This window comes from Ralstonia condita, from assembly GCF_958405655.1.
In the GTDB taxonomy this organism is placed as follows: domain Bacteria; phylum Pseudomonadota; class Gammaproteobacteria; order Burkholderiales; family Burkholderiaceae; genus Ralstonia; species Ralstonia condita.
Map to the genome: position 1 here is coordinate 38,821 of NZ_CATYWO010000003.1, position 22,437 is coordinate 61,257.

Genomic DNA, 22,437 nt, shown 5'->3' on the forward strand with positions numbered 1-22,437 from the left:
CCGGGCACATGAACGGCCGCCCTTCACCACCGCCCGCCACCTCCCCTCAGATGGCCGGACCGCCTGCAAACCCTTCTGCGGGGCGCATTTGCGGCGTATAAGACACAGGTGAAAATTCTAGCATGGGGCCCACCCTCCGCCTGAACCGGCCAAACGGTCGAATTGTTGCAATTGCGCCATTGCCGGGCCGGTTAGACCGCCGGCGGGTCAGACGGATGGAGGACGCTTTGGCCACATGCGGCGAGAACCTGACGCCGCTCCCGCCGCCCGGCGGGAAGCGAGCGGCTCAACTGGCAGCGGCCTCGCCCAACGCCGTTGCGTCGCCCCCCGCGCCCCCGGGCTTGCGCTCGAAGCGGACAAACTCGATGCGGTCATCGTGCGAGCCGGCAAACACCAGCGGCGCCTGGTCGTAGGCGGTCTGGCCGAACAGCGCGTCTTCACCGATCTTCGCCAGGCCCGTGGTCAGGCCGTTGAAGTCGAACAGGTCGGTATCGGCCAGGTGCGACGGCACGACGTTCTGCAGCGATGCGAAGATGTTGTCGATGCGGCCCGGCGTCTGGCGCTCCCACTCCAGCAGCATCTCCTTGACCTTCTTGCGCTGCAGGTTTTCCTGCGAGCCGCAGAGATTGCACGGAATGATCGGAAATTCCATCGCACGGGCGTACGAGGCGATGTCCTTTTCCGCGCAATAGGCGAGCGGCCGGATGACGATGTGATCGCCGTTGTCGGTGGCCAGCTTGGGGGGCATCGACTTCATCTTGCCGCCAAAGAACATGTTCAGGAAGAACGTGTTGACGATATCGTCGCGGTGGTGGCCCAGCGCGATCTTGTTGGCGCCCAGCTCCTTGGCCGTGCGGTAGATCACGCCGCGGCGCAGGCGCGAGCACAGCGAGCACGTCGTCTTGCCCTCGGGCACCTTCTCCTTGACGATCGAATACGTGTCCGCCTCGACGATCACATATTCCACGCCCAGCTTCTTCAGGTAGTTGGGCAGCACCTCTTCCGGAAAGCCGGGCTGCTTCTGGTCGAGGTTCATGGCGATCAGCTTGAAGTCGACCGGCGCGCGCTTCTGCAGCGCCATCAGCACCGACAGCATCGTGTACGAATCCTTGCCGCCGGACAGGCACACGAGGATGGTGTCGCCGTCTTCGATCATCTTGAAGTCGCCGATGGCACGGCCGACCTGCGACTGCAGACGGGTTTCGAGGCGGTGGAAATTATTGGAAAACGTCATGGCATATCGACCCCGCCAGCGCTGAATAATGGCCGGACGGGCGTCAAATCGTGAGGAAAATCAGCATTTTAGCGCGCCATCCGCACCGCCGGCCCACATCTGGTGCGTGGTCTGCAGCGTTGGAAGAACAGGCCTAGAATCGGTTGCCAATCTTCTGCCAATCGATACAGCCCTCTGGAGACAGCAATGCGGATTCTGGTGCTTGGCGCCGGTGGCACCGGCGGTTATTTCGGCGGGCGGCTCGCCCAGGCGGGCGCGGACGTGACCTTCCTGGTGCGCCCCGCGCGTGCGGCGCGGTTGCGCGAACACGGTCTCGTGATCCGCAGCCCGCATGGCGATGCGCAATTGCCCGTGCAGACCATCACCGCAGACCAGGCCGCGGCTTGGGGCCGTGCCGACCTGGTGCTGCTGAGCTGCAAGGCCTACGACCTGGAAGACGCCATCACGGCCATCCGCCCCGCGGTGGGTGAACGCACGGTCGTGCTGCCGGTGCTCAACGGGCTCGCGCATCTGGAACGGCTCGATGCCGCCTTTGGTGAATCGCGCGTGCTGGGTGGGCTGTGCCATATCAGCGCGACGAGCGCGCCCGATGGTGCGGTGCTGCACCTGAGCAACGGCCAAGGGCCCGCCGTGCACTCCATCACCTTTGGCGAGCGCACGCTGCACGCGCCGCGCGAGCGCACCGAGGCGATTCGCGATGTATTTGCCACGGCCAACTTTGATTCCGTGCTGGCCGAGAACGTCATGCAGGACATGTGGGAGAAATTCACCTTCCTCACTTCGCTGGCGGCGATGACATGCCTGATGCGGGCGACGGTGGGCGAGATTGTCGCCACGGATGAGGGCGCTGCGCTGAACGAGGCGATGTTCACCGCGTGCGAGCGTGTCGCAGCAGCGTCGGGCTATCCGAATCGGCAGGCTGCGCGCGAGCGTGGGTTGAATGTGCTGACGCAGGCTGGGTCGCCGCTGACGGCATCGATGCTGCGAGATCTGGAGAGTGGTGCGCGGGTGGAGGCGGATCACATCGTGGGGGACATGCTGCGCCGTGGGCGGGCGTTGGGCGTGGATGTGTCGCTGCTGCGGGTGGCGTTTGCGCATTTGCAGGCTTATCAGCAGCGGTTGTTGCGGGCTGCCGTTTGATTGTTTTGTGTTTGGGGTTCATCCCCGGTTTCATCCCCTGCCGGGGCTGACTCACTTTCTTTGTCTTGCCAAAGAAAGTAAGCAAAGAAAGGCGCGCCCGAGATGGCGACCCCCTCCTTGAATTTTTGTCGCGGGGAGGGGAAGGAGCCAAACTCGCTGCGCTCAGACAAGGCTCCTTCCTTGATCCTCCCCGCGACAAAAATCCAAGGCGCCATCTAGGGCAAGGAAAAGCAAACCGTCTACTGCCAGCGGCGCCACTCTGGATCGCTGCTTGTCATTTGCCTATTGCCAACCGCCACCCAACGCCTGCATGAGCGCGGCGGAGTCGAGCAGCCTGTCGGCTTGGCTCTGCACCTGTTGCAGCGTGGCCTGGTCGACCTGACGCTGAGCGTCCAGCAACGTTAGCGTGCTGATGCCGCCGGCGGCGTGGCGGGCTTGGGCGGCGCGCAGGGTCTGTTGCGCCTGGTCGGTTGCCAGCGCTCTGGCCTGCAGCGTTTGGGCGTCGTTGTGCACGGCGTGCAGGGCGTCGGCCACTTCTTGCAGACCTTGCAATACGGCTTGCTTGTAGGCGGCGCCGGCCGCGTCGTAGGCGGCTTCGGCTTCGCGCTTTTTGGCGCGCAGGGTACCGCCGTGGAAGATTGGCTGCGTGAGTCCTGCGCCGAGGTTCCAGATGCTCGATCCGGCGCCGAGAAGGTTGCGGAAGCTGGTGGTTTCCGAACCTAGCCCTGCGGACAAAGTGATGCGCGGGAACAGGTTGGCCGTGGCGACACCCACATTGGCGCTGGCTTCGTGCCACATTGCCTCAGCAGCGCGGATGTCGGGGCGGCGCTGCGCGAGTGTGGACGGCAGCGACACCGGCAGCGGGTCCGGCAGATACAGCGCGTCGAGCGACGGCAACTCCGGCAACCCGGCGCCAGGTTCGCGGCCCAGCAACACCGATAGACGATGCCGCTGCTGCGCAGCCTGTTGCACGAGGGGCGGCAACGTGGCGTCGGTTTGCGCGACGAGCGTGCGCTGCGAGAACGCATCGACCTGCGCGACGCCGCCAAGGCTGAGGCGGCGCTCCGTGATCTCCAACTGCTTGCGCTGCTCGGCGGCCAATCGCTGCGTGGTGGCGATCTGCGCCTCCAGCGCGGCAATCCGCACCGTCGTCGTCACCACATTGCCTGCCAGAGACAGCCGCGCCGCTTCCAGTTCATAACGCTGCGTATCGACCTGGGCTTGCGATGCCTCCAGCGCCCGGCGCACGCCGCCGAAAATATCCAGCGCATACGACACCGACAGCGACGCCGAATACAACGTGAACGGCCCCGGCTTGGGCGTGTTGAATCCGAACGCCTCCGGGTTGATCTGCTGACGCACCGCCGACACGGTGCCATCCACCGACGGCAGCGCATAGCCGAACTGCGCCTGCGCTTCGGCCTGCGCCTGACGCAAGCGCGCCTGCGCCTGGGCCACGGACGGGCTCGCCCGCAACGCCTCGTCCACCAACGCATCCAGCGCCGGCGATCGGAACAGGTGCCACCAATCGGCCGGCACGTTGGCATCGACAAGATGCTGCGCTTCGCCGCCAACTACGGGCGCGGATGCGGTTTCCCGCGACACTGGCTGTGCGGAATAGGCCGCGGCCGCAGGACCGCCCGGCGTCTTGAAGTCAGGTCCGACGGCACAGCCTCCCACACCCAGCGCGGCAACAATCACAACACTAAGCAACCGCTCGCCACCCACCAGCGCTTGCCCTAACGCCAGCAAACGCTGCCAGACGGTTTGGCCGTACCCTGCCCTAGATGGCGCCTTGAATTTCTGTTGCAGAGAGGAAAAAGGAAGGGAAACTGTCTGAGCGCAGCGAGTTTTTCCCTTCCCCTCTCTGCGACATAAATCCAAGGGGAAGTCGCCATCTCGGGCGCGCCTTTCTTTGCTTACCTTTCTTTGGCAAGACAAAGAAAGTAAGTCGGCCCCGGCAGGGGACGAAACAAGGAATGCACCACCAGCGTCAGCACGTCGAATCCACAGCGTCCACATAGCCACCTCAATCCAACGTCTTGCGATAAAACCGCAACGCCACCCCCAACACCACCACCGTAAACACCATCAACGGCCAAATGCTCGGCCACAGCTCGAACCAGCCGTTGCCCTTGAGCAGGATGCCGCGCGTGAGCCGGTTGAAGTACGTCATGGGCAGCAGGTTGCCGATCACTTGCGCCCACTTCGGCATGCCCACGAACGGAAACATGAAGCCCGAGAGCAGGATGTTCGGCAGGAAGTAGAAGAACGTCAGCTGCGTCGCCTGCAGCTGGTTCTGCGCGAGCGACGACAGCGTGATCCCCACCGTCAGGCTCGCCACGATAAACAGCAGCGCCGACACGTAGACCATCCACACGCTGCCGACAAACGGCACGTGGAAAACGAAGACCGCCATCAGCAGGATGATGGTCACCTGCACCAGCCCAATGAAGATGTATGGGACGATCTTGCCCGTCATCACCTCCAGCGGATGCACCGGGGTGGCGAGCAGGTTTTCCATCGTGCCGCGCTCGCGCTCGCGCGTCATGGCCAGGCCCGTCATCATCACCATGGTCATCGTGAGGATGGTGCCCATCAGGCCGGGGATGATGTTGTACTGCGTGATGCCTTCCGGGTTGTAGAGCTTGTGCAGACGCACGTCGAACGGCGGTGCGCCGCCGCCCGCGAACGGCGACAACACGCCTTTCATATCCTTGCTGACCACGCCCTGCACCAGCTGCGAGACCGACGCCAGCGCCAGCCCCGTGGCGGCCGGGTCGGTGGCATCCGCTTCCACCAGCAACGAGGGTTTCTCGCCGCGCACCAGCTTGCGCGTGAAGTCCGGCGGAATCGAGACGACAAACTGCAGTTGCCCCTTCGCCAGCGCCTCGCGTGCGGCGGTTTCATCCGCCAACGTCGTCGTCACATCGAAATACTCGGAATTGCGCATGGCCGCCAGGAAGCTGCGCGTGAATTCGCTCTGATCGGCGGCGATCACCCCGGTCAGCAGGTGTTTCGGATCGGTGTTGATGGCAAAGCCGAACAGGAACAGTTGCATGATCGGGATGCCGATCATCATGGCGAAGGTGATGCGATCCCGCCGCAGTTGGAGAAACTCCTTGAGCACCACGCTCCACCAGCGGTGAAGGGAAAAGCGATCCCCGGTGATGCTCATGGCGCATCTCCGTAGTTGTCGGACGAGCCGCGCATGAGGTGGATGAAGACGTCTTCCAGGCCCGTGCTGATGGGTTCGGCGCGAACGCCCTCTTCGGCTGCGAGGCGACCTAGCGTGGCTTCCAGCGCGCGGGCGTCGGCGCCGGCCACATGCAGCACCGAGCCGAAGGCAACCGTCTGGTCCACGCCCGGTTGGCCTTCGAGCTTGCGACCCAGGTCCACGAGGTTGCCGCCCGTCACGGCCCAGGTGGCAAGGTGCTGGCTGGCAATCACGTCATCGGCCGTGCCTTGCGCGAGCAGTTCACCGTAGGCGATGTAGGCGAGCTTGTGGCAGCGCTCGGCCTCGTCCATGTAGTGCGTGCTGACGAGCACGGAAATCCCCTGCGCGGCCAGCCGGTGCAGCTCTTCCCAGAAGTCGCGGCGCGCTTTGGGATCCACGCCCGCGGTCGGCTCGTCAAGCAGGAGCAGGTCAGGCTTGTGCAGCATGCAGGCGGCCAGCGCCAGCCGCTGTTTCCAGCCACCCGACAACGACCCCGCGAGCTGCTTGGCGCGCGAGGCCAGCCCGAGGTTCTCCAGCGCCTGGTCGACCGCCTCACGCCGGTTGGGCATCTCGTACAGACGCGCGACAAAGTCGAGGTTCTCGCGAATGGAAAGATCGTCCCAATACGAAAAGCGCTGCGTCATATACCCGACGCGGCGTTTGATCAGCGCCGACTGCCTCAGGATGTCGTAACCCAGGCAGGTGCCGCTGCCGCTATCCGGTGTGAGAAGCCCGCACATCATGCGGATCGACGTGGTCTTGCCGCTGCCGTTCGGGCCCAGGAAGCCGAAGATCTCGCCCCGCGCCACCTGCATGGAGAGATCCTTGACGACGTGCTTGTCGCCGAAGTGCTTGTTCAGGCCGCGCACGTCGATGGCGTATTCGCCGGGCCCGTTGCGGTTGGCGGCGCTCATTGCAGCGTCACCTCGACGGGCTGGCCGGGCCGCAGCCTGGGGCCATCGGCGGCGGCAGGCCGGGCCTCGACCATGAAGACCAGCTTGTCGCGCGTGGTGTTGCTATAGATCACGGGCGGGGTGTATTCAGCCTCGTTGGCAACGTAGGTGACCGTGGCGGTGACATCGGCCGCACAGCCGTCGCAGTGGATGCGTGCCGCCTGGCCAGGCTTGAGAGCGCCCACCACACCTTGCGGCACGAAGAACCGCACTTTCACGTTGGCCGGCGGCAGCATGCGCACCACCGGGCTTCCGGCACCCACCCACTCGCCTTCGCGATACAGGGTGTCGAACACCAGCCCGCCCTGCGTGGCCTGCTGCACCTTCTGGTCAAGCCGCCATTGCGCCTGCGCGACGGCAGCGCGGGCCGCCTGGACCTGCGCAGATTGCGCGCGAATCTGATCCCCGCGCGCGGGCAATTGGGCGATGCGCAATTGGTTGGTCAACTCGCGCACGCGTTGCGCGTTGGTCTGCGCGCTCGCCCGACTGGAATCGAGCTGCGCCTGGGGAATACCGCCCGCGTGGAACTGCGCCTCGTCACGCGTCAGCTGGAGGCTCGACAGCTTGTCTGCCGCCACTGCCTGCGCCAGTTGCGCACGGACCGCATCGACCTCGGGCACGCGCTTGCCGAGGTGCAGGTCCGCCAATTGCGCTTCGGCCGCCTGAAGTTGTGCGACGGCCTGCTGCCGCGCAGCGGTTTCGTCGACGGATTCCAGCGCGAACAACGGCGCACCAGCGCTGACCGTCTGGCCGCGCTGCACGCTCAACTGTTCCAGTCGCCCGCCCACCGGTGAGGCGACGTACACAAACTCGCCTTCCACGTAGCCTTGGTAGGTGTTGGGTTCCTGCTTCGCACAGCCGACCAGCATGACGCCCGCCGCCGCACACCCCGCTACACCTGCCCACTTCGCTGCACTCATGCCGCCCTCCACCGGAGTCGTTTGAAGCGATTGAACTGCCTTGCCTACCCGCGCCCCTTGCGTCTGGGCGGGCGACCGCGATCAGCCTGGCTGTCAGGCGCCGCCACCGGGCCGATGCCGTGCAGCAGCAACGCCGCCACGTGCTGGCCAATGGCGTCGTCGGTCACTTCGGCTGCCCCCGGGAGCCGCTCCCACAGCCCGCGCGTCGCCAGCGGCAACATCGCCAGACCAATCACGGACACCATCACCAGCGGCGGTTGCAGGCCGGCGTTCACCGCGCCGGCTGCTTGCGCTCGACCGATGCGCCCGACCAGGACGGTTGCGCGCTCCAGCGCAATGCGTGCGAACACGCGTTCACGCAACTGGCCGCCCTCACTGGCGATCTCCCGAATCCACAGCGGCGCAAACCACGGTGTTGCACAGGCCATCGCCACCATGCGCTGCGCCACGCCTGCCACGGCATGCGCCAGGTCAACCACGTCGCCGTCGTCCGCGATCGCCAGCAGCGCTGGCCCCATCACCTGGTCGATCAGGGGCCGCAAACGCGCATCGACCACCGCATCGAGCAACTGGTCGCGCGTCTTGAAGTGGTAATGCACCATGGGCGGCGTCACGCCGGCCTCGCGCGCAATGGCAGCCAGCGTGGTCGGCTCTACCCCGTCGCTGGCGAACCGCGTCACGGCGATGTCGAGCAGACGCTCTCGCAGGTCGTCCTGCGCCGCACCCTGTGGTCGACGCGGGCGGCCGGGGCGACGTGGAGAAGTTGTTTTGGGTGACATGCCGCCAATATTAATTTCCGGATTAATTAAATTCAAGGCGGCGGCATCGGCCTTGCACATCGACTGCCCCCGGCGCATGCTGAAGATGACGCAAAGCCCACGCCCCAACCGTCATGCCGACCCCCGCTGAAACGCTGATGCAACGCCTGCACCTCGACACGCTCATGGGCGGCACCGGCCCGCTGGTCGCGCGTTCCCCCATCGACGGCGCCGTGCTGGCACGCCTGCCGGTCGAGACTGCCGACGACGCAGACCGCATCGTCATGCAAGCGCACACGGCGTTCTCGGCCTGGCGCACCGTGCCGGCCCCGCGTCGCGGCGAACTCGTGCGCCTGCTGGGTGAAGAACTGCGCGCGCACAAGGAAGACCTCGGCGCCCTTGTCACGCTGGAGGCCGGCAAGATCACGCAGGAGGGCTTGGGCGAAGTGCAGGAGATGATCGACATCTGCGACTTTGCCGTCGGGCTGTCGCGGCAGCTTTACGGGCTGACGATCGCCAGCGAGCGGCCCGCGCATCGCATGATGGAAACATGGCACCCGCTGGGGCCATGCCTGATCATCACCGCATTCAACTTCCCGGTGGCGGTGTGGGCCTGGAACGCCGCCCTGGCACTGGTTTGCGGCGACCCGGTCATCTGGAAGCCGTCGGAGAAGACGCCCCTTACGGCGCTGGCGGTCGAGCGCCTGTTCCTTCGCGCATGCCAGCGTTTTGGCGCCGCGCCACCCCACCTTGCACAGGTCGCCATCGGCGAGCGCGGCCTGGGTGAAGCCCTCGCCCACCACCGCGGCATCCCGCTCATTTCCGCCACCGGCAGCACGGGGATGGGGCGCGCCGTGGCGCAAGCCGCAGCCCCGCGCTTTGCGCGCACGATCCTTGAACTTGGCGGCAACAATGCGGCCATCGTGTGCCCCAGCGCCGATCTTCCGCTGGCGGAACGCGCCATCGCCTTTGCCGCGATGGGCACGGCCGGGCAGCGCTGTACCTCGCTGCGCCGGCTATTTGTCCATCGCGCGGTGTACGAGGCCCTGGTTCCGCGTCTGGTGAGGCTGTACGAACGGGTGCGCGTAGGCGACCCGCGCGAGGCCGACACGCTGGTCGGTCCGCTGATCGACGCAGTGGCCTACGAACGCATGCAATCCGCACTGGCGCGTGCGCGCGCCGAAGGGGGCACTGTCCACGGCGGCGCACGCACCGCCCGGGCATTCGGCGAGAACGCCTATTACGTGCGCCCCGCGCTCGTGGAGATGCCCGCGCAGCACGGCGTGGTCTGCGAAGAGACGTTCGCACCCATCCTCTACGTCATGCCGGTCGATTCGCTGGACGAGGCCATCGCCCTGAACAACGCAGTGCCGCACGGGCTGTCGTCGAGCCTCTTCACGCTCGACATGCGCGAGGCCGAGCGATTTGTGTCGGCCACTGGCAGCGATTGCGGCATCGCCAACGTCAACATCGGCCCCAGCGGCGCCGAGATTGGCGGAGCGTTCGGCGGCGAGAAGGACACCGGTGGTGGCCGGGAGGCGGGGTCCGATGCGTGGAAAGGCTATATGCGGCGGGCGACGAATACGCTCAACTACGGTAGCGCATTGCCGCTCGCGCAGGGCATCCGCTTTGACGTGGAATAAGCACTAGACCTTCGCTGCTGCCGCGTTGAGCTGGGCGAGACGGACAAGCAGGCGATCCTGCGCCTCGCTCGGGAAACTCGACGTGCGACGCACCGCAAACACGGTGTTCAGGCAGCGCCGCCCTGCCACCGGCCGGGCAACATGCAGACGCGCGCGCTCCACCGCGTCGCGGATGGCATGCAGGGGCAGGACCGACCAGCCCATGCCGGCCTCGACCAGCGTGGCGACTTCTTCGATGTCCGACACGTGATGCGCGCTGACGGTGGTTTCCGGCAACCGCCGAAACAGCGCCTTGAACCACAGGCCATACACCGCATCGGATTCGTCGTACGTGACGAACGGCAGTGCCGCGCATTCAGCCAGCGTGCGGGGCGCGGCATGATCACGCAGCGCATGCGCGCCGCAGGCGAGGACGAACTCCTCGGTGTAGACGGCGTGATGCTCGAACAGCCGCGAGGTTCGCGGCGTGTAGACAAAGCCCAGGTCTGCACGACCGGATTCAACGTGACCGAAGACTTCGTCGTCACTGCCGAAGGCAAGCTCCAGGCGCACGTCGTCAAGCAGCGGCCCATCGGACGCGGCAGCCGGCGTCAGCAGTGCGGGCATCAGGACATGTCGGCCAAAGCTGGAGCCGCTGGCGAGCTTGAGCGATACCCGTTCCATCTCGCCGCTATGCAGTGCGGCACGCAGTTCATCCAGCCCCGCGAACGCGTCCCGGCACCACGCGCGCACCAATGCTCCGGACCGGGTGAGCACGAGCTTGCGCCCCGAGCGTTCGAACAGCGGCACGCCCAGCCATTGCTCCAACTGTCGCATCTGATACGACAGCGCCGGCTGCGACACCGAAAGATGGTCGGCCGCACGCACGAAGCTGCCCTCGTTGGCGACGATCAGAAAGCTATGCAGGTAGCGAAGCGGGGAGTGCGACATGCCGAAGGCACAGGCGTTTAAATATAAAAATTTTGGATGAAAAAACGAAAAACATTCGATTTGATTTCGAGTCTGTCAGATTGGACAATCCGCCGCAAGTGACCGATCTACCTTGCACGGAGGCTCTCATGACGACCGCAATGCAACATCCAAGCTACGCATTGGAAGCACGCTATGGCGCCCGCAACTACGCGCCCCTGCCCGTCATGCTCGGGCGCGGTGAAGGCGTGTGGCTGTTCGATACGGATGGCCGCCGCTACCTCGACATGATGTCGGCCTACTCGGCCGTCAGCTTCGGCCACTCGCATCCGAAGCTGGTCGCTGCGCTGATCGAGCAGGCGCAACGTCTGACGCTCACCTCACGCGCCTTCCACAACACGGAGCTCGGCCCGTTCCTGGCCGACGTCTGCCGCATCACGCGGATGGACCGGGCGCTGCCGATGAACACCGGCGCGGAAGCCGTCGAAACCGCCATCAAGGCCGCCCGCAAGTGGGCGCGCGACGTCAAGGGCCTGGCACCCGATGCAGCCGAGATCATCGTCTTCGAGAACAACTTCCATGGCCGCACGACGACCATCGTCGGCTTTTCCTCGCATGAACAGTACCGCTACGGCTTCGGGCCGTTCGCGGCGGGTTTCCGGCGCATTCCGTTCGGCGACGCGCAAGCGCTGCGCGCTGCGATGGGCCCGAACACGGGCGCCATCCTGATCGAACCCGTGCAGGGGGAAGGCGGGATCGTCGTGCCGCCGCCCGGCTACCTGACGCTTGCACGCGAACTGGCCACGCAGCACAACGCATTGCTGATCTGCGACGAAGTCCAGACCGGACTCGGCCGTACCGGCGACATCCTGGCGAGCTGGCACGAAGGCGTGCAGGCCGATCTCGTCGTGCTCGGCAAGGCGCTGGGTGGCGGCATGATGCCGGTGTCGGCCATCGCGGGGCGGGAGGCGGTGATCGGCGTATTCCAGCCGGGTGATCACGGCTCGACGTTTGGCGGCAATCCGCTGGCGGCGCACATCGGGCGCGCGGCACTCGCCTTGCTGAGTGAAGAACAACTGCCGCAGCGCGCCGCACGGGTGGGCGAGGCGTTCATGGGCGAGCTGAACACGCTCATCGGCCACGGCGCGCGTCAGGTACGCGGGCGCGGGCTGATGATCGGCCTGCAACTCGAGGCCGACATCGACGCACATGACTTCGCCTTCGCACTGGCCGAGCGCGGCGTGCTGACCAAGGACACCTACGGCAACGTGGTCCGGCTGACACCGCCGCTGGTGATTGGCGAGGCAGAGCTGGCGCTGGCGGCGGAGGCCATTCGCGCCACGCTGGCCGGATGGCCGCGCCGCAAGGCGGCCTGAGCCATCACGCATTGAACAAGGGGAGTGGACATGACCATCATCGACGTGATTGGCGCAGCCATCGGATGCGGGGCGCAAGACGACGGCTGCAAGGACGGCCCGCGCGCGCTGCTGCAAGCCGGCGCGCTCGCACGGCTGCGAACGCCGGGGACGCAGAGCGGACTCGTGCATGACATCGAACTGGCGATGGCGGCGGGCCACAGCCGCGCCGCGCGCCTGGCAGCGCAACACGGTGTGGCGGGCTTTTCGCGCGCGCTGGCCGATGCGACGGCGCACAGCCTGCACGAGGGCCATGTCCCGGTGGTGATCGGCGGGGACCACTCGTGTGCGATTGGCACGTGGTCGGGCGTGGCAAGCGCGTTGCGACCGCATGGGCCGCTGGGGCTGATCTGGATCGATGCTCACCTCGACAGCCATACGCCGCAAAGCAGCGATTCCGGCGCCATCCACGGAATGCCGCTGGCAGCACTGCTCGGCCATGGTGCACCTGCACTCACGCAGGTGCGCGACGCCGCACCAAAGGTGCTGCCGCAGCATGTGGCGGTGATTGGCGCACGCAGCTACGAGCCAGCTGAACGGGCGTTGCTCGATCAGCTCGGCGTGCGTGTGATCGACGCGGATGAGGTGGCCAGCAACGGCCTGCGCGCGACGATGGCCGATGCCATCCGCCAAGTGACGGCCGGCACGGCGGGCTTTGGAGTCACGCTCGATCTGGACGCGTTTGACCCGGCAGTCGCGCCGGGCGTGGGCTCACCGGAGCCGGGCGGTCTCACGGGGCAGGAGATGGCCCAGGCGCTGGCGGCCTGCGCGCGCGATGCGCGCTTTACGGCATTCGAACTGGTGGAATACAACCCGCGCCATGACAAGAACGGGATCACGGCGCGCTTGGCGCTCGACCTGCTGGGCAGCGTCGCGGGCGCGTTGCACGCCCAGCGCCACGAATATGCGACGGCGGCTTGAGCCGCCCGTCAGTCCTTGATCCGAAACACCTCGACACCCACCGACTCGCAATCGGGATAGACGTCGGGCTTCTCCGTCGACACCCGCGCGGCCAGCACCTGCGGGTGCTTGAGCATCTCTGTGAGCACATCGTCGCAGAGCGTTTCCTGCAGGTGGATATGGCCTTGCGCCACGCGACGCGACACCGTCTCGCGCATGAAGTCGTAGTCCACCACTTCGTGCAGCTTGTCCTCCGTGGGCGACGAATATTCGAGCGGCACATACAGCTCGATATTGATCAGGACGCGCTGCTCGCCCTTCTTTTCGAACTCGTGCACGCCGATGTTGATCTGCACTTCATAGTTGCGCAGGAACATGCGGCGGCAGTGCGACAGGCGCGGGTGGGATAACAGGGAAAGCATGGGGCGTCCGGAAAAAGATTACTCGGTCAGAAACATCACGTCGCGGGCCAGCGGCATCAAATGCTGGCCTCCGTCGACGAACAGCGTGGTACCGGTCACGGCACGGGCGGTCGCAAGGTAGCAGACCGCCTCGGCGATGTCCTCCGGCGTGGACGACTGGCCCAGCGGCGTCATCTGGTGGGCGCGCGCAAAGCCGCCTTGCGACTGGTCGCCGGACACCATCGTGATGCCAGGCGCCACCCCCACCACTCGCAGCGCGGGGGCCAGTGCCTGCGCGAGCTGCATCGTGGCCGTCGACAGCGCGGCCTTCGACAGCGTGTACGACAGGAAATCCGGATTCAGGTTGTCCAGCTTCTGGTCGAGCAGGTTGATGACCACGCCGCGCACGTCGCGACTTTCCGGCTGCTCGCCCACCAGCGCGCGGTGCAGCTCGCGCGAAAGGAGCAACGGCGCCGCGACGTTGGTGCGCATGTGCGTGTCGAGCGACGCATAACTGAAGCTGGTCGCCACGTCGTACTGGAACAGCGACGCGTTGTTGACCAGGCACGTGGGCGTGCCAAGTGCTGCGATGCAGTCCGCAACCAGCCGCCCGGCGGCCGTTTCGTCCGACAGGTCAGCCTGCAGCACCGCAGCGCGGCGGCCCAGGGCGGTGATCTCGGCGGCCACGGCGTCGGCCTCGGCACGAGAGCGGTGGCAATGCACGGCAACGTCCCAGCCGTGGCGGGCCAGCGCCAGGGCGATGACACGGCCTACGCGGCGGGCGGCGCCCGTGACGAGCGCCACACGGGCCGGTGCGGGCGGTTGTGCGTTCGATTGAGTCGGCGTCTGCGCCATTGTTTACAATCCGGCGATGAGCAAAACCGTCAGTCTACCGCTTCCGAGCGAAGCCGCGCAGGCGCAGTCCGCCCGCCTGTTCACCCTGATCGCCGACGCCATTGCGGCCGCCGGTGGCTGGCTTGCCTTTGACCGCTACATGGAACTTGCGCTGTACGCGCCAGGCCTGGGCTATTACAGCGGTGGCGCAGCCAAGTTCGGCCGCCGCGTGGAAGACGGCGGCGACTTCATCACTGCGCCAGAGCTGACCCCATTCTTCGGGCGCACGGTAGCGCATCAGATCGCGCAGGTGCTGCGCGTACTGCCCGCAGGGCAGCGCCACGTGCTGGAGTTCGGAGCGGGCACCGGCAAGTTGGCCGCCGACATCCTGACCGAACTCGATGCGCTCGGCGTGCGGCCGGATGGATACGGCATCGTCGAGCTGTCCGGGGAACTGCGCCAGCGCCAGCAGGAGCGGCTCGCTGCGCTCGGCCCCGAACTGGCTGCGCTGGCGCACTGGCACGACACGCTGCCCACGCAGTTCACCGGTGTGATGGTCGGCAACGAAGTGCTGGATGCGATGCCTGTGTCGCTGTGGGCGCGCCGTGGCGGTGCGTGGCACCTGCGCGGCGTGACGCTCGATGCAGAGAACGGCCTGCAATGGGAAGACCGGCTCGTTGCTCCGTCAGACGTGCCCGCCAAGCTCGCCGCCCTGCCCGGCACGGACGACTTCGTCACCGAATCGCACGAGGCCGCGGAAGGCTTCATCCGCAGCACCGGTGCGGCGCTCGAGCGAGGCCTGCTGCTGCTGATCGACTACGGTTTCCCGGCCGGCGAGTACTACCACGCGCACCGCGTAGGGGGCACGCTGATGTGCCACTACCGCCAGCATGCACACGATGATCCGTTCTGGCTGCCCGGCTTGCAGGACATCACCGCGCACGTCGATTTTTCGGGGATTGCCCAGGCGGGCAAGGACGCGGGGCTGGAGCTGCTCGGCTATGCGAGCCAGGCGCGCTTCCTGTTGGGCGCGGGAGTGGGTGAACTACTGATGACGCTCGACCCCAGCGATCCCATGCAATTCCTGCCGGCGGCCAACGCGGTGCAGAAGCTGCTCTCGGAAGCGGAGATGGGCGAACTCTTCAAGGCGATCGCGCTGGGCAGGGGCATTGATGCGGCCCTGCCGTTGATCGGCTTTGGCAATGCCGATCGGTCGGAACGCTTAGGCTGACGCGGGTTTCGCGGCCTGGGCCTCGAGGGCGCGCTCGTTCTGCTCGGCCTCGTAGCGCCCGATCGTGCGCCGCATCCCCCACAGCAGCGCGAGCCCGGGCAAGGCAAACCCCACTGTCATCAGATAGAACGTCGGCCAGCCATAGGCTTCCACGAGGTAGCCCGAGGTGGGGCCGACGTACACGCGGCCGATCGATGCCAGCGCCGACAGCAGCGCATACTGCGTCGCCGAGAATGACCGGTTGCACAGCGCCATCAGCAGCGCGACGAACGCCGCGGTGCCCATGCCGCCGCAGATGTTCTCGATGCCGATGGCCACGGCCATCGTCCACAGGTGCTGCGGCGTGACGGCCAGCACCCAGTAGCCCAGATTCGATACCGCCTGCAACACGCCAAACAGCAGGAGCGCGCGCACCAGCCCCAGCCGCACCATGAGCGTGCCGCCATACAGCGCCCCAACGATGGTGGCCGCCAACCCCAGCGTCTTGTTGACGATGCCAACCTCACCGGCCGAGAAACCCACGCCACGCATCAGGAACGTGGTCGACAGGCTGCCCGCAAACGCATCGCCCAGCTTGTAGAGGACGATCAGCGCCAGCAGCGCCCACGCGCCGCGGCGCGAGAAGAAATCCCGCAGCGGCCCGACCACCGCTTCCTGCAGGCTGCGCGGCGGGCGCGCCTGCACCTCAGGTTCGGGCGACCACAGCGTCGTGACAATGCCCAGCGCCATCAGCCCGGCCATCAGCAGATACATGTGGCTCCAGCCCATCACGCGATCGGCAAGATACAACGCCAAGCCGCCCGACACCAGCATCGCCAGCCGGTAGCCGAGCACCTTCACGGCCGCGCCGACGCCGCGCTCGCTGGTGTGCAGCACATCGGTGCTGTAGGCATCGAAAACGATGTCCTGCGATGCCGACAGGAACGCCACCAGCACCGCCAACCCGGCCAGCGCCCAGAGCGCGGCATGCGGCGGCGTGAAGGCCATCGCGGCAATCGACGCCACCAGCCCGGCCTGCGTCAGCACCAGCCAGCCGCGCCGCCGGCCCATGAGCGGCGGCGTGAAGCGGTCCATGAGCGGCGCCCAGAGGAACTTGAAGATGTAGGCCTGCCCCACCAGCGAGAACAGCCCGATCGTGCGGATGTCGAGCCCTTCCACCGTCATCCACGCCTGCAGCGTGCCCGAGGTGAGCGCCAGCGGCAGACCCGAGGCAAAGCCCAGCAGCAGCATCGCGCCGATGCGTCGGTTACGGAAAACGTCGAGATAGTCGTGAAATGTCATGCGGCAGGCTGCGTACGGGCGGATACGGGTTGCCACGTAGCGTGGCCGGGAACGTTGCCCGATATTATGTCGCACGGACTCGGCTCAAGACTGATATGCCTCGCATAACGCGCCTCCTGCTCACTGCCACCGGCCTCGCGCTCGCCACGTGGGCCACCGCCATGGATGGCCCGCTACCCGTGCCCGCCGACGGCGTGAAGCTGGAAGCCCCGACCACCACGTCGCCCAACATCCGCCTCGTCATTCCGTCCGACGAGATCGAAAAGCGTGCGCAGGCCGAATACCGGCAGGTCATCGATAACGCCGCGCGCGAAGGCGCACTGGCGCCAGACACCGTGCCGGACCTCGTACGGATTCGCGCCATCGTCAAGCGCTTGATTCCGCAGGCTCCCCGCTGGAACAGCGATGCCGCGCACTGGCGGTGGGAGGTCAACCTGATCGGCTCGCCGCAAGTCAATGCGTTCTGCATGCCCGGCGGCAAGATCGCCGTGTTCTCGGGGCTGGTCGAACAGTTCAAGCTGACGGACGACGAACTCGCCATGGCGCTCGGTCACGAGATCGCCCACGCGCTGCGCGAACACGCCCGAGCACGCGCCGGCCAGCGCGAAATCACCAACCTGGGCGCCAACGTCATCTCGCAGCTCTTCGGGTTCGGCAACCGCGGCGATACCGACCTCGGCGAAGGCGCCAAGATGCACCTGCTCGCGTTCTCGCGTGCGGAGGAAACCGAAGCCGACCTGGTGGGCATGGACATCGCCTCGCGCGCCGGCTACGACCCGCGCGCCGCGCTCACGTTGTGGCAGAAGATGGGCTCGATCGGCGGCGCGGAGCAGAAGCAGTTTCTGTCCACACATCCATCCGGACGCACCCGCATGGTCGTGCTGTCGCGCCATCTGCCCGAAACACTCACGCTTTTTGCGGCCGCGAAGCAGATGCCAATGGCCAAACTGCCGGAATATCGCTCCAACGTGCAATACCTGGGCGCCGCGCCGGTTGATAACGGCGATGAGGCGCCGATGCGGCCGATGGTGGGGCGGTAGCGTGTCAACGCACCCGTGACCGACTGCCCGGACCTGCATGTGCAGCCCGCCGAAACGACCTTGTAAGCGGACGGGTCGCGCGCCCGGCCATTCCTCATTACGATGGCGGCCCATGCACGCGCGGGGCGTGCCCAATCGGAGGATGCCGTGAGTTTGGCTGTGCTGTGTGTACTGGTGATCGTGGCGATGGTGTGCGGGGCGCAGGGCCGGCGACGCGCTGCGCGCGCGCTGGCGGGAGGTGCGGCGGCCCTGGTGGTGGCCATCGGCTGCGGGCCGGTGCCGGCGTGGCTGCTCGATTCGCTGGAGCAGCCTTTTGAGCATGCGCCGCAGCTGACCTGGGGCCCGCGCAACGCCATCGTGTTGCTCGGTGCCGGCACGTTTCGCGTGGGGCAGACGGTCGAGCCCAGTCTCTTCTCGTATCCCCGCATGGTACAAGCCGCGAAGCTGTACGAGGCATGCCGCAAATCGGACAACGATTGCAAGATCTTCGTCAGCGGCGGCGATGCCCGCCACCACGGTGCGCCAGAAGCGACCGTCTATGCCCGCGACCTCATCGCGCTCGGCGTCGACCGTACCGACGTGCTCCTCGAGCCCGAGAGCATGAACACGTGGCAGAACGCGCAGTTCTCCCGCGCACTGCTCGCGCAGTATGGGCCGGACCGGACGGTGCTCGTCTCTTCGGCCATCCACCTGCGGCGCAGCCTGCTGTATTTCGCGCACTTCGGCATGACGCCGATCCCCGTGCGCGCCGACGATCTGCAAGCCACCGTCTCCCCCTTGCCGCTGGCATACAACTTTGCCCTGACCGATTTCGCGCTGCACGAGTGGATCGGCATTGCGCGCTATCACGTCTATAACGCGCTGGGCTGGAATCCGGCCCGCCTCCAGCCCGGTGAGTCGTAAGCCGCGCGCCCAAAGAAAAACGCGCCTTCGGGCGCGTTTTTCGTTTCAGCTCAGCTGGCGATCAGCTCGCAAAACCCGGCGCCGCTTCGCGCACGGCGTGCTCGGCACCGGCTGCGGGAATCGGCGCTTCCACATGCAGGCTCGTCGCCTCATCCACGCCCAGGTGCACGTTCATGCATTGCACCGCAGCGCCGGCTGCGCCCTTGCCCAGGTTGTCCAGACGCGCGGTGACGACCATGCGCTCGTCCGAGCCGAACACGAACAGGTCGGCACGGTTGGTGTCGTTGGCACCCTGCACATCGAAGAAGCCATTGTCGAGCGTCGCAACGTTGTCGGCCGGCGCCACGCGGATGAACTGCTCGCCCTGGTAGTAATCGGCCAGCACGCGGGCGATGTCGGCGGGGCTCACCTTACGCGCCAGGTGCTGCGGGTGCAGACCGATCGTCACGGCCAGGCCCTTGAGGAAGTTGCCGACCACCGGCGTGAAGATCGGCGCGAGGCTCAGCCGGCTCTGCACGCGCATCTCCGGCAGGTGCTTGTGCGCCAGCGCCAGCGCATACGGGCGCGGACTGTCGAGCTTCGGGTTATTGGCTGCCAAGTAATCGGCGATCATCTGCTTGCCGCCGCCGCTGTAGCCGGTGAGCGAGAACGCGGTGACCGGGTAGTCGGCCGGGACGATGCCCGCATCCACCAGCGGGCGCATCAGCAGCACGAAGGCGCTGGCATGGCAGCCCGGCACGGCGATCCGCTTGGTGTTGCGCAGGCGCTCGCGCTGGCCCTGGGCCAGTTCCGGCAGACCGTAGACCCAGTCGTCCGACGTGCGGAACGCGGTGCTGGCGTCGATGATGCAGGTGTTCGGGTTATTGACCAGCGAGACGGCCTCGCGCGAGGCGACGTCCGGCAGGCACAGGAATGCGACATCGGCGGCATTCAGGAATTTGGCGCGCTCGGCTGAATCCTTGCGCTTGTCGTCGGCGATACGCATCAGCTCGATATCGTCGCGCTGCGACAGATAGTCGAGCAGGCGAAGGCCGGTGGTGCCTTCCTGACCGTCGACGAAAACCTTGAATGCCATGGTGATCTCGCTAAAAAACTGGGGGCCAAAGACAACGCCGGCAAGCGGTGCCGGCGCGTAAGTTTTGCATTGTAGCGGCTGACGGAGAATTTTCTGCGGCAGCGCAATAAAGTGATTTACTTACCGCTTACCAATGCACTTTGGCGTCGTAATCGATCGTCAGCGGCGCGTGGTCGCTGAACTTGATGTCCTTGAAGATCGACGTACGGCGCGCTGTGGCGGCAATGCCCGGGGTGGCGATCTGGTAATCGATACGCCACCCGACGTTCTTTGCGTAGGCCTGGCCGCGGTTGCTCCACCACGTGTACTGCTCGGGGCGCGGATCGAGCGTGCGGAAGACATCCACGTAGCCGACCTCGTCGAACAGCTTGGTCAGCCACGCGCGCTCTTCGGGCAGGCAGCCGGAGTTCTTCTGGTTGCCCTTCCAGTTCTTGATGTCGATTTCCTTGTGGACGATGTTGACGTCGCCGCACAGCACGACCTCGCGGCCCTTTTCGTGGCGCAGGTCGACAAGGTGCTGCATGAACAAGTCCATGAAGCGGAACTTGGCCTGCTGGCGCTCTTCGCCGCTGGAGCCCGAGGGCACATAGACCGAGATGATCGACAGCTTGCCGTAGCGGGCCTCGACGTAACGGCCTTCGGCGTCGAACTCGCCACCGTCAAAGCCGATGATTACGTCGTCCGGCTTGTGGCGTGTGTAGAGACCGGCACCGCTGTAGCCCTTCTTGACGGCATGCTGGAACACGCCGTGGTAGCCGTGCGGCGCCAGGAATTCGGGCGTCATGTCGTCTTGTGCACACTTGAGTTCCTGCACGCAGACGAAATCGGCATCCTGCTTGCCCATCCACTCGAAGAAGCCCTTGCTGGCGGCGGAGCGGACGCCGTTGAGGTTGGCGGAAATGATGCGTAACATGGCGGGACTTTTTTGCAGACCAGAGAAAAAAGATGAGCCAAAACAGCGAGTTGCGCCAATCCTTCATCCGCTTTGCGGTGCAAGCCGGCGTGCTGTCGTTCGGGGAATTCGTGACCAAGGCGGGGCGGACATCGCCCTATTTCTTCAACGCCGGCAAGTTCAATGACGGCGCGCTGCTGGGCCAAGTCGCGCAATTCTATGCGAAAACCCTGCTGGACTCGGGTGTCGAGTTCGACATGCTGTTTGGGCCGGCCTACAAGGGGATCACGCTGGCGTCGGCCACCGCAGTCGCGCTGGCGGGCCTGGGCCGCAATGTGGGTTTTGCGTACAACCGCAAGGAAGCCAAGGACCACGGCGAAGGCGGCAGCCTGGTCGGCGCGAAGCTGCAGGGGCGCGTGGTGATCGTCGATGACGTGATCTCTGCCGGCACCTCGGTGCGCGAGTCGGTTGAGCTGATTCGCGCTGCCGGTGCGACGCCGGCCGCCGTGCTGATCCTGATGGATCGGATGGAGCGCAGCGGCAACGCAGTGGATATCGGCGAGCGCTCTGCGGTGCAGGAAGTGCAGGCTCAGTACGGGATGCCGGTTGTGTCGATTGCCAATCTGGATGACCTGCTGGGATACCTGGATGGAGCGGGTGATCCCGCGTTGGCTGGCTATCGGGACAAGGCCGCCGCCTACCGTGACAAGTACGGCGTCAGCGCGATCTGACCTGTTCTGGAGTTGAAGTCACGGCGCCCCGGCGGACGGTATCTGCCGGGGTTTGTTTTTTTGGCGGGGGCACCATCGGTTTGACGCCCGGCCGCCTTATTCCACCTTCAAGCCATTGAAAGCCGGGTTCCCTGCCGGATACTCCGGCTTCAATCGCTCCATCACACCAAGCAGGATCTCAGCCACCATCAGGCTCCGATGCGACTTCGAGTTCGCCGGGATGATGTGCCACGGTGCGTGCGGAGTGGCGGTGGCGTTGATGGCCTCTTCGTAGGCCGTCATGTACGCCTCCCAGTGACCGCGCTCCTCGATGTCGGCCATGCCGAGCTTCCAGTGCTTGTGCGGATCGTCGACACGCTCCTGCAGGCGGTCGCGCTGCTCGTCCTTGGAGATGTGCAGAAAGCACTTGATGAGGGTGGTACCGGTTTCCGCCAGCATCCGTTCGAATGCATTGATATGTGCGTAGCGGCGCTTGCACTCGGCCGCGTCGATGTCGTCGTGCACGCGGGTGACGAGCACGTCTTCGTAATGGCTGCGATTGAAGATCACGATCTCACCGGCGCCGGGTACCTGAGCGTGTACGCGCCACAGAAAATCATGCGCCAGCTCCAGCGGCGTCGGCGTCTTGAACCCGACCACCCGCAGGCCCAGCGGATCGAGCGCGCGGAACACCGTGCGCACGGTTCCGTCCTTGCCTGCGGTGTCCATCCCCTGCAGCACCACCAGGAGCTTGCGCCGATGCTCGGCATAGAAGATGTCCTGCAGCGTCTCGATGCGCGCCGACAGGGCGGCCAGGCGCTCCAGATCGCTCGCCTTGCTGCCGGTGGTGCATGGCTTGGCGGCCGGATCGAACTTGGCGATCCTGAACTTGGTGCTGCCGTCGAAATACCACTCGTCTAGCGCAGACTTGCCGTTGGATGCCACGAGCCCTCCTTCCTGTGGTGCTGAGCGGGGGCACAC

Annotated in this window: 21 protein-coding genes; 8 read left to right on the plus strand and 13 right to left on the minus strand. The window is 65.9% G+C overall.

The genetic code is table 11. The features are described 5' to 3' along the window. Positions 1 to 286 precede the first annotated feature (286 nt). Positions 287 to 1,234, minus strand: a complete 948-nt coding sequence (ttcA, locus tag R2N03_RS11885) for a tRNA 2-thiocytidine(32) synthetase TtcA (RefSeq protein ID WP_316657825.1) — start codon at positions 1,232 to 1,234, stop codon at positions 287 to 289. A 186-nt stretch (positions 1,235 to 1,420) separates the two neighbouring features. Here ttcA and panE point away from each other — a divergent pair, with 186 nt between their 5' ends. Beyond that, positions 1,421 to 2,374: a 2-dehydropantoate 2-reductase gene (gene panE, locus R2N03_RS11890; RefSeq protein WP_316657826.1), complete on the plus strand. Its 954-nt coding sequence runs from the start codon at positions 1,421 to 1,423 to the stop codon at positions 2,372 to 2,374. A gap of 282 nt (positions 2,375 to 2,656) precedes the next feature. Here the strand turns inward: panE and R2N03_RS11895 are convergent, their stop codons facing one another. From R2N03_RS11895 to R2N03_RS11915, 5 genes are read right to left on the minus strand one after another with little or no spacing between them, the layout of a single operon-like run. Next, positions 2,657 to 4,396, minus strand: a complete 1,740-nt coding sequence (locus R2N03_RS11895) for an efflux transporter outer membrane subunit (RefSeq protein WP_316657827.1) — start codon at positions 4,394 to 4,396, stop codon at positions 2,657 to 2,659. A 7-nt stretch (positions 4,397 to 4,403) separates the two neighbouring features. Continuing rightward, entirely contained in the window at positions 4,404 to 5,552 is a 1,149-nt protein-coding gene (locus R2N03_RS11900) for an ABC transporter permease (RefSeq protein WP_316657828.1), read from the minus strand. Beyond that, a complete protein-coding gene (locus tag R2N03_RS11905) occupies positions 5,549 to 6,505 on the minus strand; it encodes an ABC transporter ATP-binding protein (RefSeq protein WP_316657829.1) in 957 nt (318 codons plus the stop codon). Before R2N03_RS11905 ends, R2N03_RS11900 begins: the two co-directional genes overlap by 4 nt. Next, a complete protein-coding gene (locus R2N03_RS11910) occupies positions 6,502 to 7,464 on the minus strand; it encodes an HlyD family secretion protein (RefSeq protein ID WP_428984399.1) in 963 nt (320 codons plus the stop codon). Before R2N03_RS11910 ends, R2N03_RS11905 begins: the two co-directional genes overlap by 4 nt. A gap of 44 nt (positions 7,465 to 7,508) precedes the next feature. Beyond that, the gene (locus R2N03_RS11915; RefSeq protein ID WP_316657830.1) at positions 7,509 to 8,243 is read right to left on the minus strand and encodes a TetR/AcrR family transcriptional regulator; all 735 of its coding nucleotides are present in this window, start codon (positions 8,241 to 8,243) and stop codon (positions 7,509 to 7,511) included. Between the two features lie 113 nt (positions 8,244 to 8,356). On the opposite strand from R2N03_RS11915, the gene amaB reads away from it, so the two are divergent. Continuing rightward, positions 8,357 to 9,865, plus strand: coding sequence for an L-piperidine-6-carboxylate dehydrogenase (gene amaB, locus R2N03_RS11920; RefSeq protein ID WP_428984400.1), 1,509 nt, complete (start codon positions 8,357 to 8,359; stop codon positions 9,863 to 9,865). 3 nt (positions 9,866 to 9,868) lie between these two features. On the opposite strand, the gene R2N03_RS11925 is transcribed toward amaB, so the two are convergent. Next, entirely contained in the window at positions 9,869 to 10,795 is a 927-nt protein-coding gene (locus R2N03_RS11925; RefSeq protein WP_316657833.1) for a LysR family transcriptional regulator, read from the minus strand. Positions 10,796 to 10,923: 128 nt separating this feature from the next. Here R2N03_RS11925 and rocD point away from each other — a divergent pair, with 128 nt between their 5' ends. After that, positions 10,924 to 12,150: an ornithine--oxo-acid transaminase gene (gene rocD / locus R2N03_RS11930; RefSeq protein ID WP_316657835.1), complete on the plus strand. Its 1,227-nt coding sequence runs from the start codon at positions 10,924 to 10,926 to the stop codon at positions 12,148 to 12,150. A gap of 30 nt (positions 12,151 to 12,180) precedes the next feature. Then, positions 12,181 to 13,110 carry an arginase gene (locus tag R2N03_RS11935; protein ID WP_316657837.1) on the plus strand — a complete coding sequence of 310 codons (930 nt, stop codon included), beginning with the start codon at positions 12,181 to 12,183 and terminating at the stop codon, positions 13,108 to 13,110. 8 nt (positions 13,111 to 13,118) lie between these two features. Here R2N03_RS11935 and R2N03_RS11940 read toward each other — a convergent pair whose 3' ends face one another. Then, complete coding sequence (locus tag R2N03_RS11940) at positions 13,119 to 13,511, minus strand: dihydroneopterin aldolase (RefSeq protein WP_316657838.1); 393 nt, start codon at positions 13,509 to 13,511, stop codon at positions 13,119 to 13,121. 18 nt (positions 13,512 to 13,529) lie between these two features. Then, positions 13,530 to 14,345 carry an SDR family oxidoreductase gene (locus R2N03_RS11945; RefSeq protein WP_316657839.1) on the minus strand — a complete coding sequence of 272 codons (816 nt, stop codon included), beginning with the start codon at positions 14,343 to 14,345 and terminating at the stop codon, positions 13,530 to 13,532. 16 nt (positions 14,346 to 14,361) lie between these two features. Between R2N03_RS11945 and R2N03_RS11950 the strand changes: the two genes are divergently transcribed. After that, entirely contained in the window at positions 14,362 to 15,555 is a 1,194-nt protein-coding gene (locus R2N03_RS11950; protein WP_316657841.1) for a class I SAM-dependent methyltransferase, read from the plus strand. On the opposite strand, the gene R2N03_RS11955 is transcribed toward R2N03_RS11950, so the two are convergent. Then, positions 15,547 to 16,836 carry a muropeptide transporter gene (locus R2N03_RS11955; RefSeq protein WP_316657842.1) on the minus strand — a complete coding sequence of 430 codons (1,290 nt, stop codon included), beginning with the start codon at positions 16,834 to 16,836 and terminating at the stop codon, positions 15,547 to 15,549. The two genes, R2N03_RS11950 and R2N03_RS11955, sit on opposite strands and share 9 nt — an antisense overlap. Before the next feature lie 95 nt (positions 16,837 to 16,931). Here R2N03_RS11955 and R2N03_RS11960 point away from each other — a divergent pair, with 95 nt between their 5' ends. Together R2N03_RS11960 and R2N03_RS11965 are read left to right on the plus strand one after the other, a co-directional pair. Then, positions 16,932 to 17,876, plus strand: coding sequence for a M48 family metallopeptidase (locus R2N03_RS11960; protein WP_316657843.1), 945 nt, complete (start codon positions 16,932 to 16,934; stop codon positions 17,874 to 17,876). Between the two features lie 147 nt (positions 17,877 to 18,023). Further along, complete coding sequence (locus R2N03_RS11965) at positions 18,024 to 18,779, plus strand: YdcF family protein (RefSeq protein WP_316657844.1); 756 nt, start codon at positions 18,024 to 18,026, stop codon at positions 18,777 to 18,779. 61 nt (positions 18,780 to 18,840) lie between these two features. Here the strand turns inward: R2N03_RS11965 and argC are convergent, their stop codons facing one another. Further along, positions 18,841 to 19,854, minus strand: a complete 1,014-nt coding sequence (gene argC, locus R2N03_RS11970) for an N-acetyl-gamma-glutamyl-phosphate reductase (RefSeq protein ID WP_316657845.1) — start codon at positions 19,852 to 19,854, stop codon at positions 18,841 to 18,843. A gap of 127 nt (positions 19,855 to 19,981) precedes the next feature. Then, positions 19,982 to 20,767 carry an exodeoxyribonuclease III gene (locus R2N03_RS11975; RefSeq protein ID WP_316657847.1) on the minus strand — a complete coding sequence of 262 codons (786 nt, stop codon included), beginning with the start codon at positions 20,765 to 20,767 and terminating at the stop codon, positions 19,982 to 19,984. Positions 20,768 to 20,799: 32 nt separating this feature from the next. Here R2N03_RS11975 and pyrE point away from each other — a divergent pair, with 32 nt between their 5' ends. Beyond that, positions 20,800 to 21,477: an orotate phosphoribosyltransferase gene (pyrE, locus tag R2N03_RS11980; RefSeq protein WP_316657848.1), complete on the plus strand. Its 678-nt coding sequence runs from the start codon at positions 20,800 to 20,802 to the stop codon at positions 21,475 to 21,477. 96 nt (positions 21,478 to 21,573) lie between these two features. Here pyrE and R2N03_RS11985 read toward each other — a convergent pair whose 3' ends face one another. Continuing rightward, positions 21,574 to 22,401 carry a polyphosphate kinase 2 family protein gene (locus R2N03_RS11985; RefSeq protein ID WP_316657849.1) on the minus strand — a complete coding sequence of 276 codons (828 nt, stop codon included), beginning with the start codon at positions 22,399 to 22,401 and terminating at the stop codon, positions 21,574 to 21,576. Positions 22,402 to 22,437 lie beyond the last annotated feature (36 nt).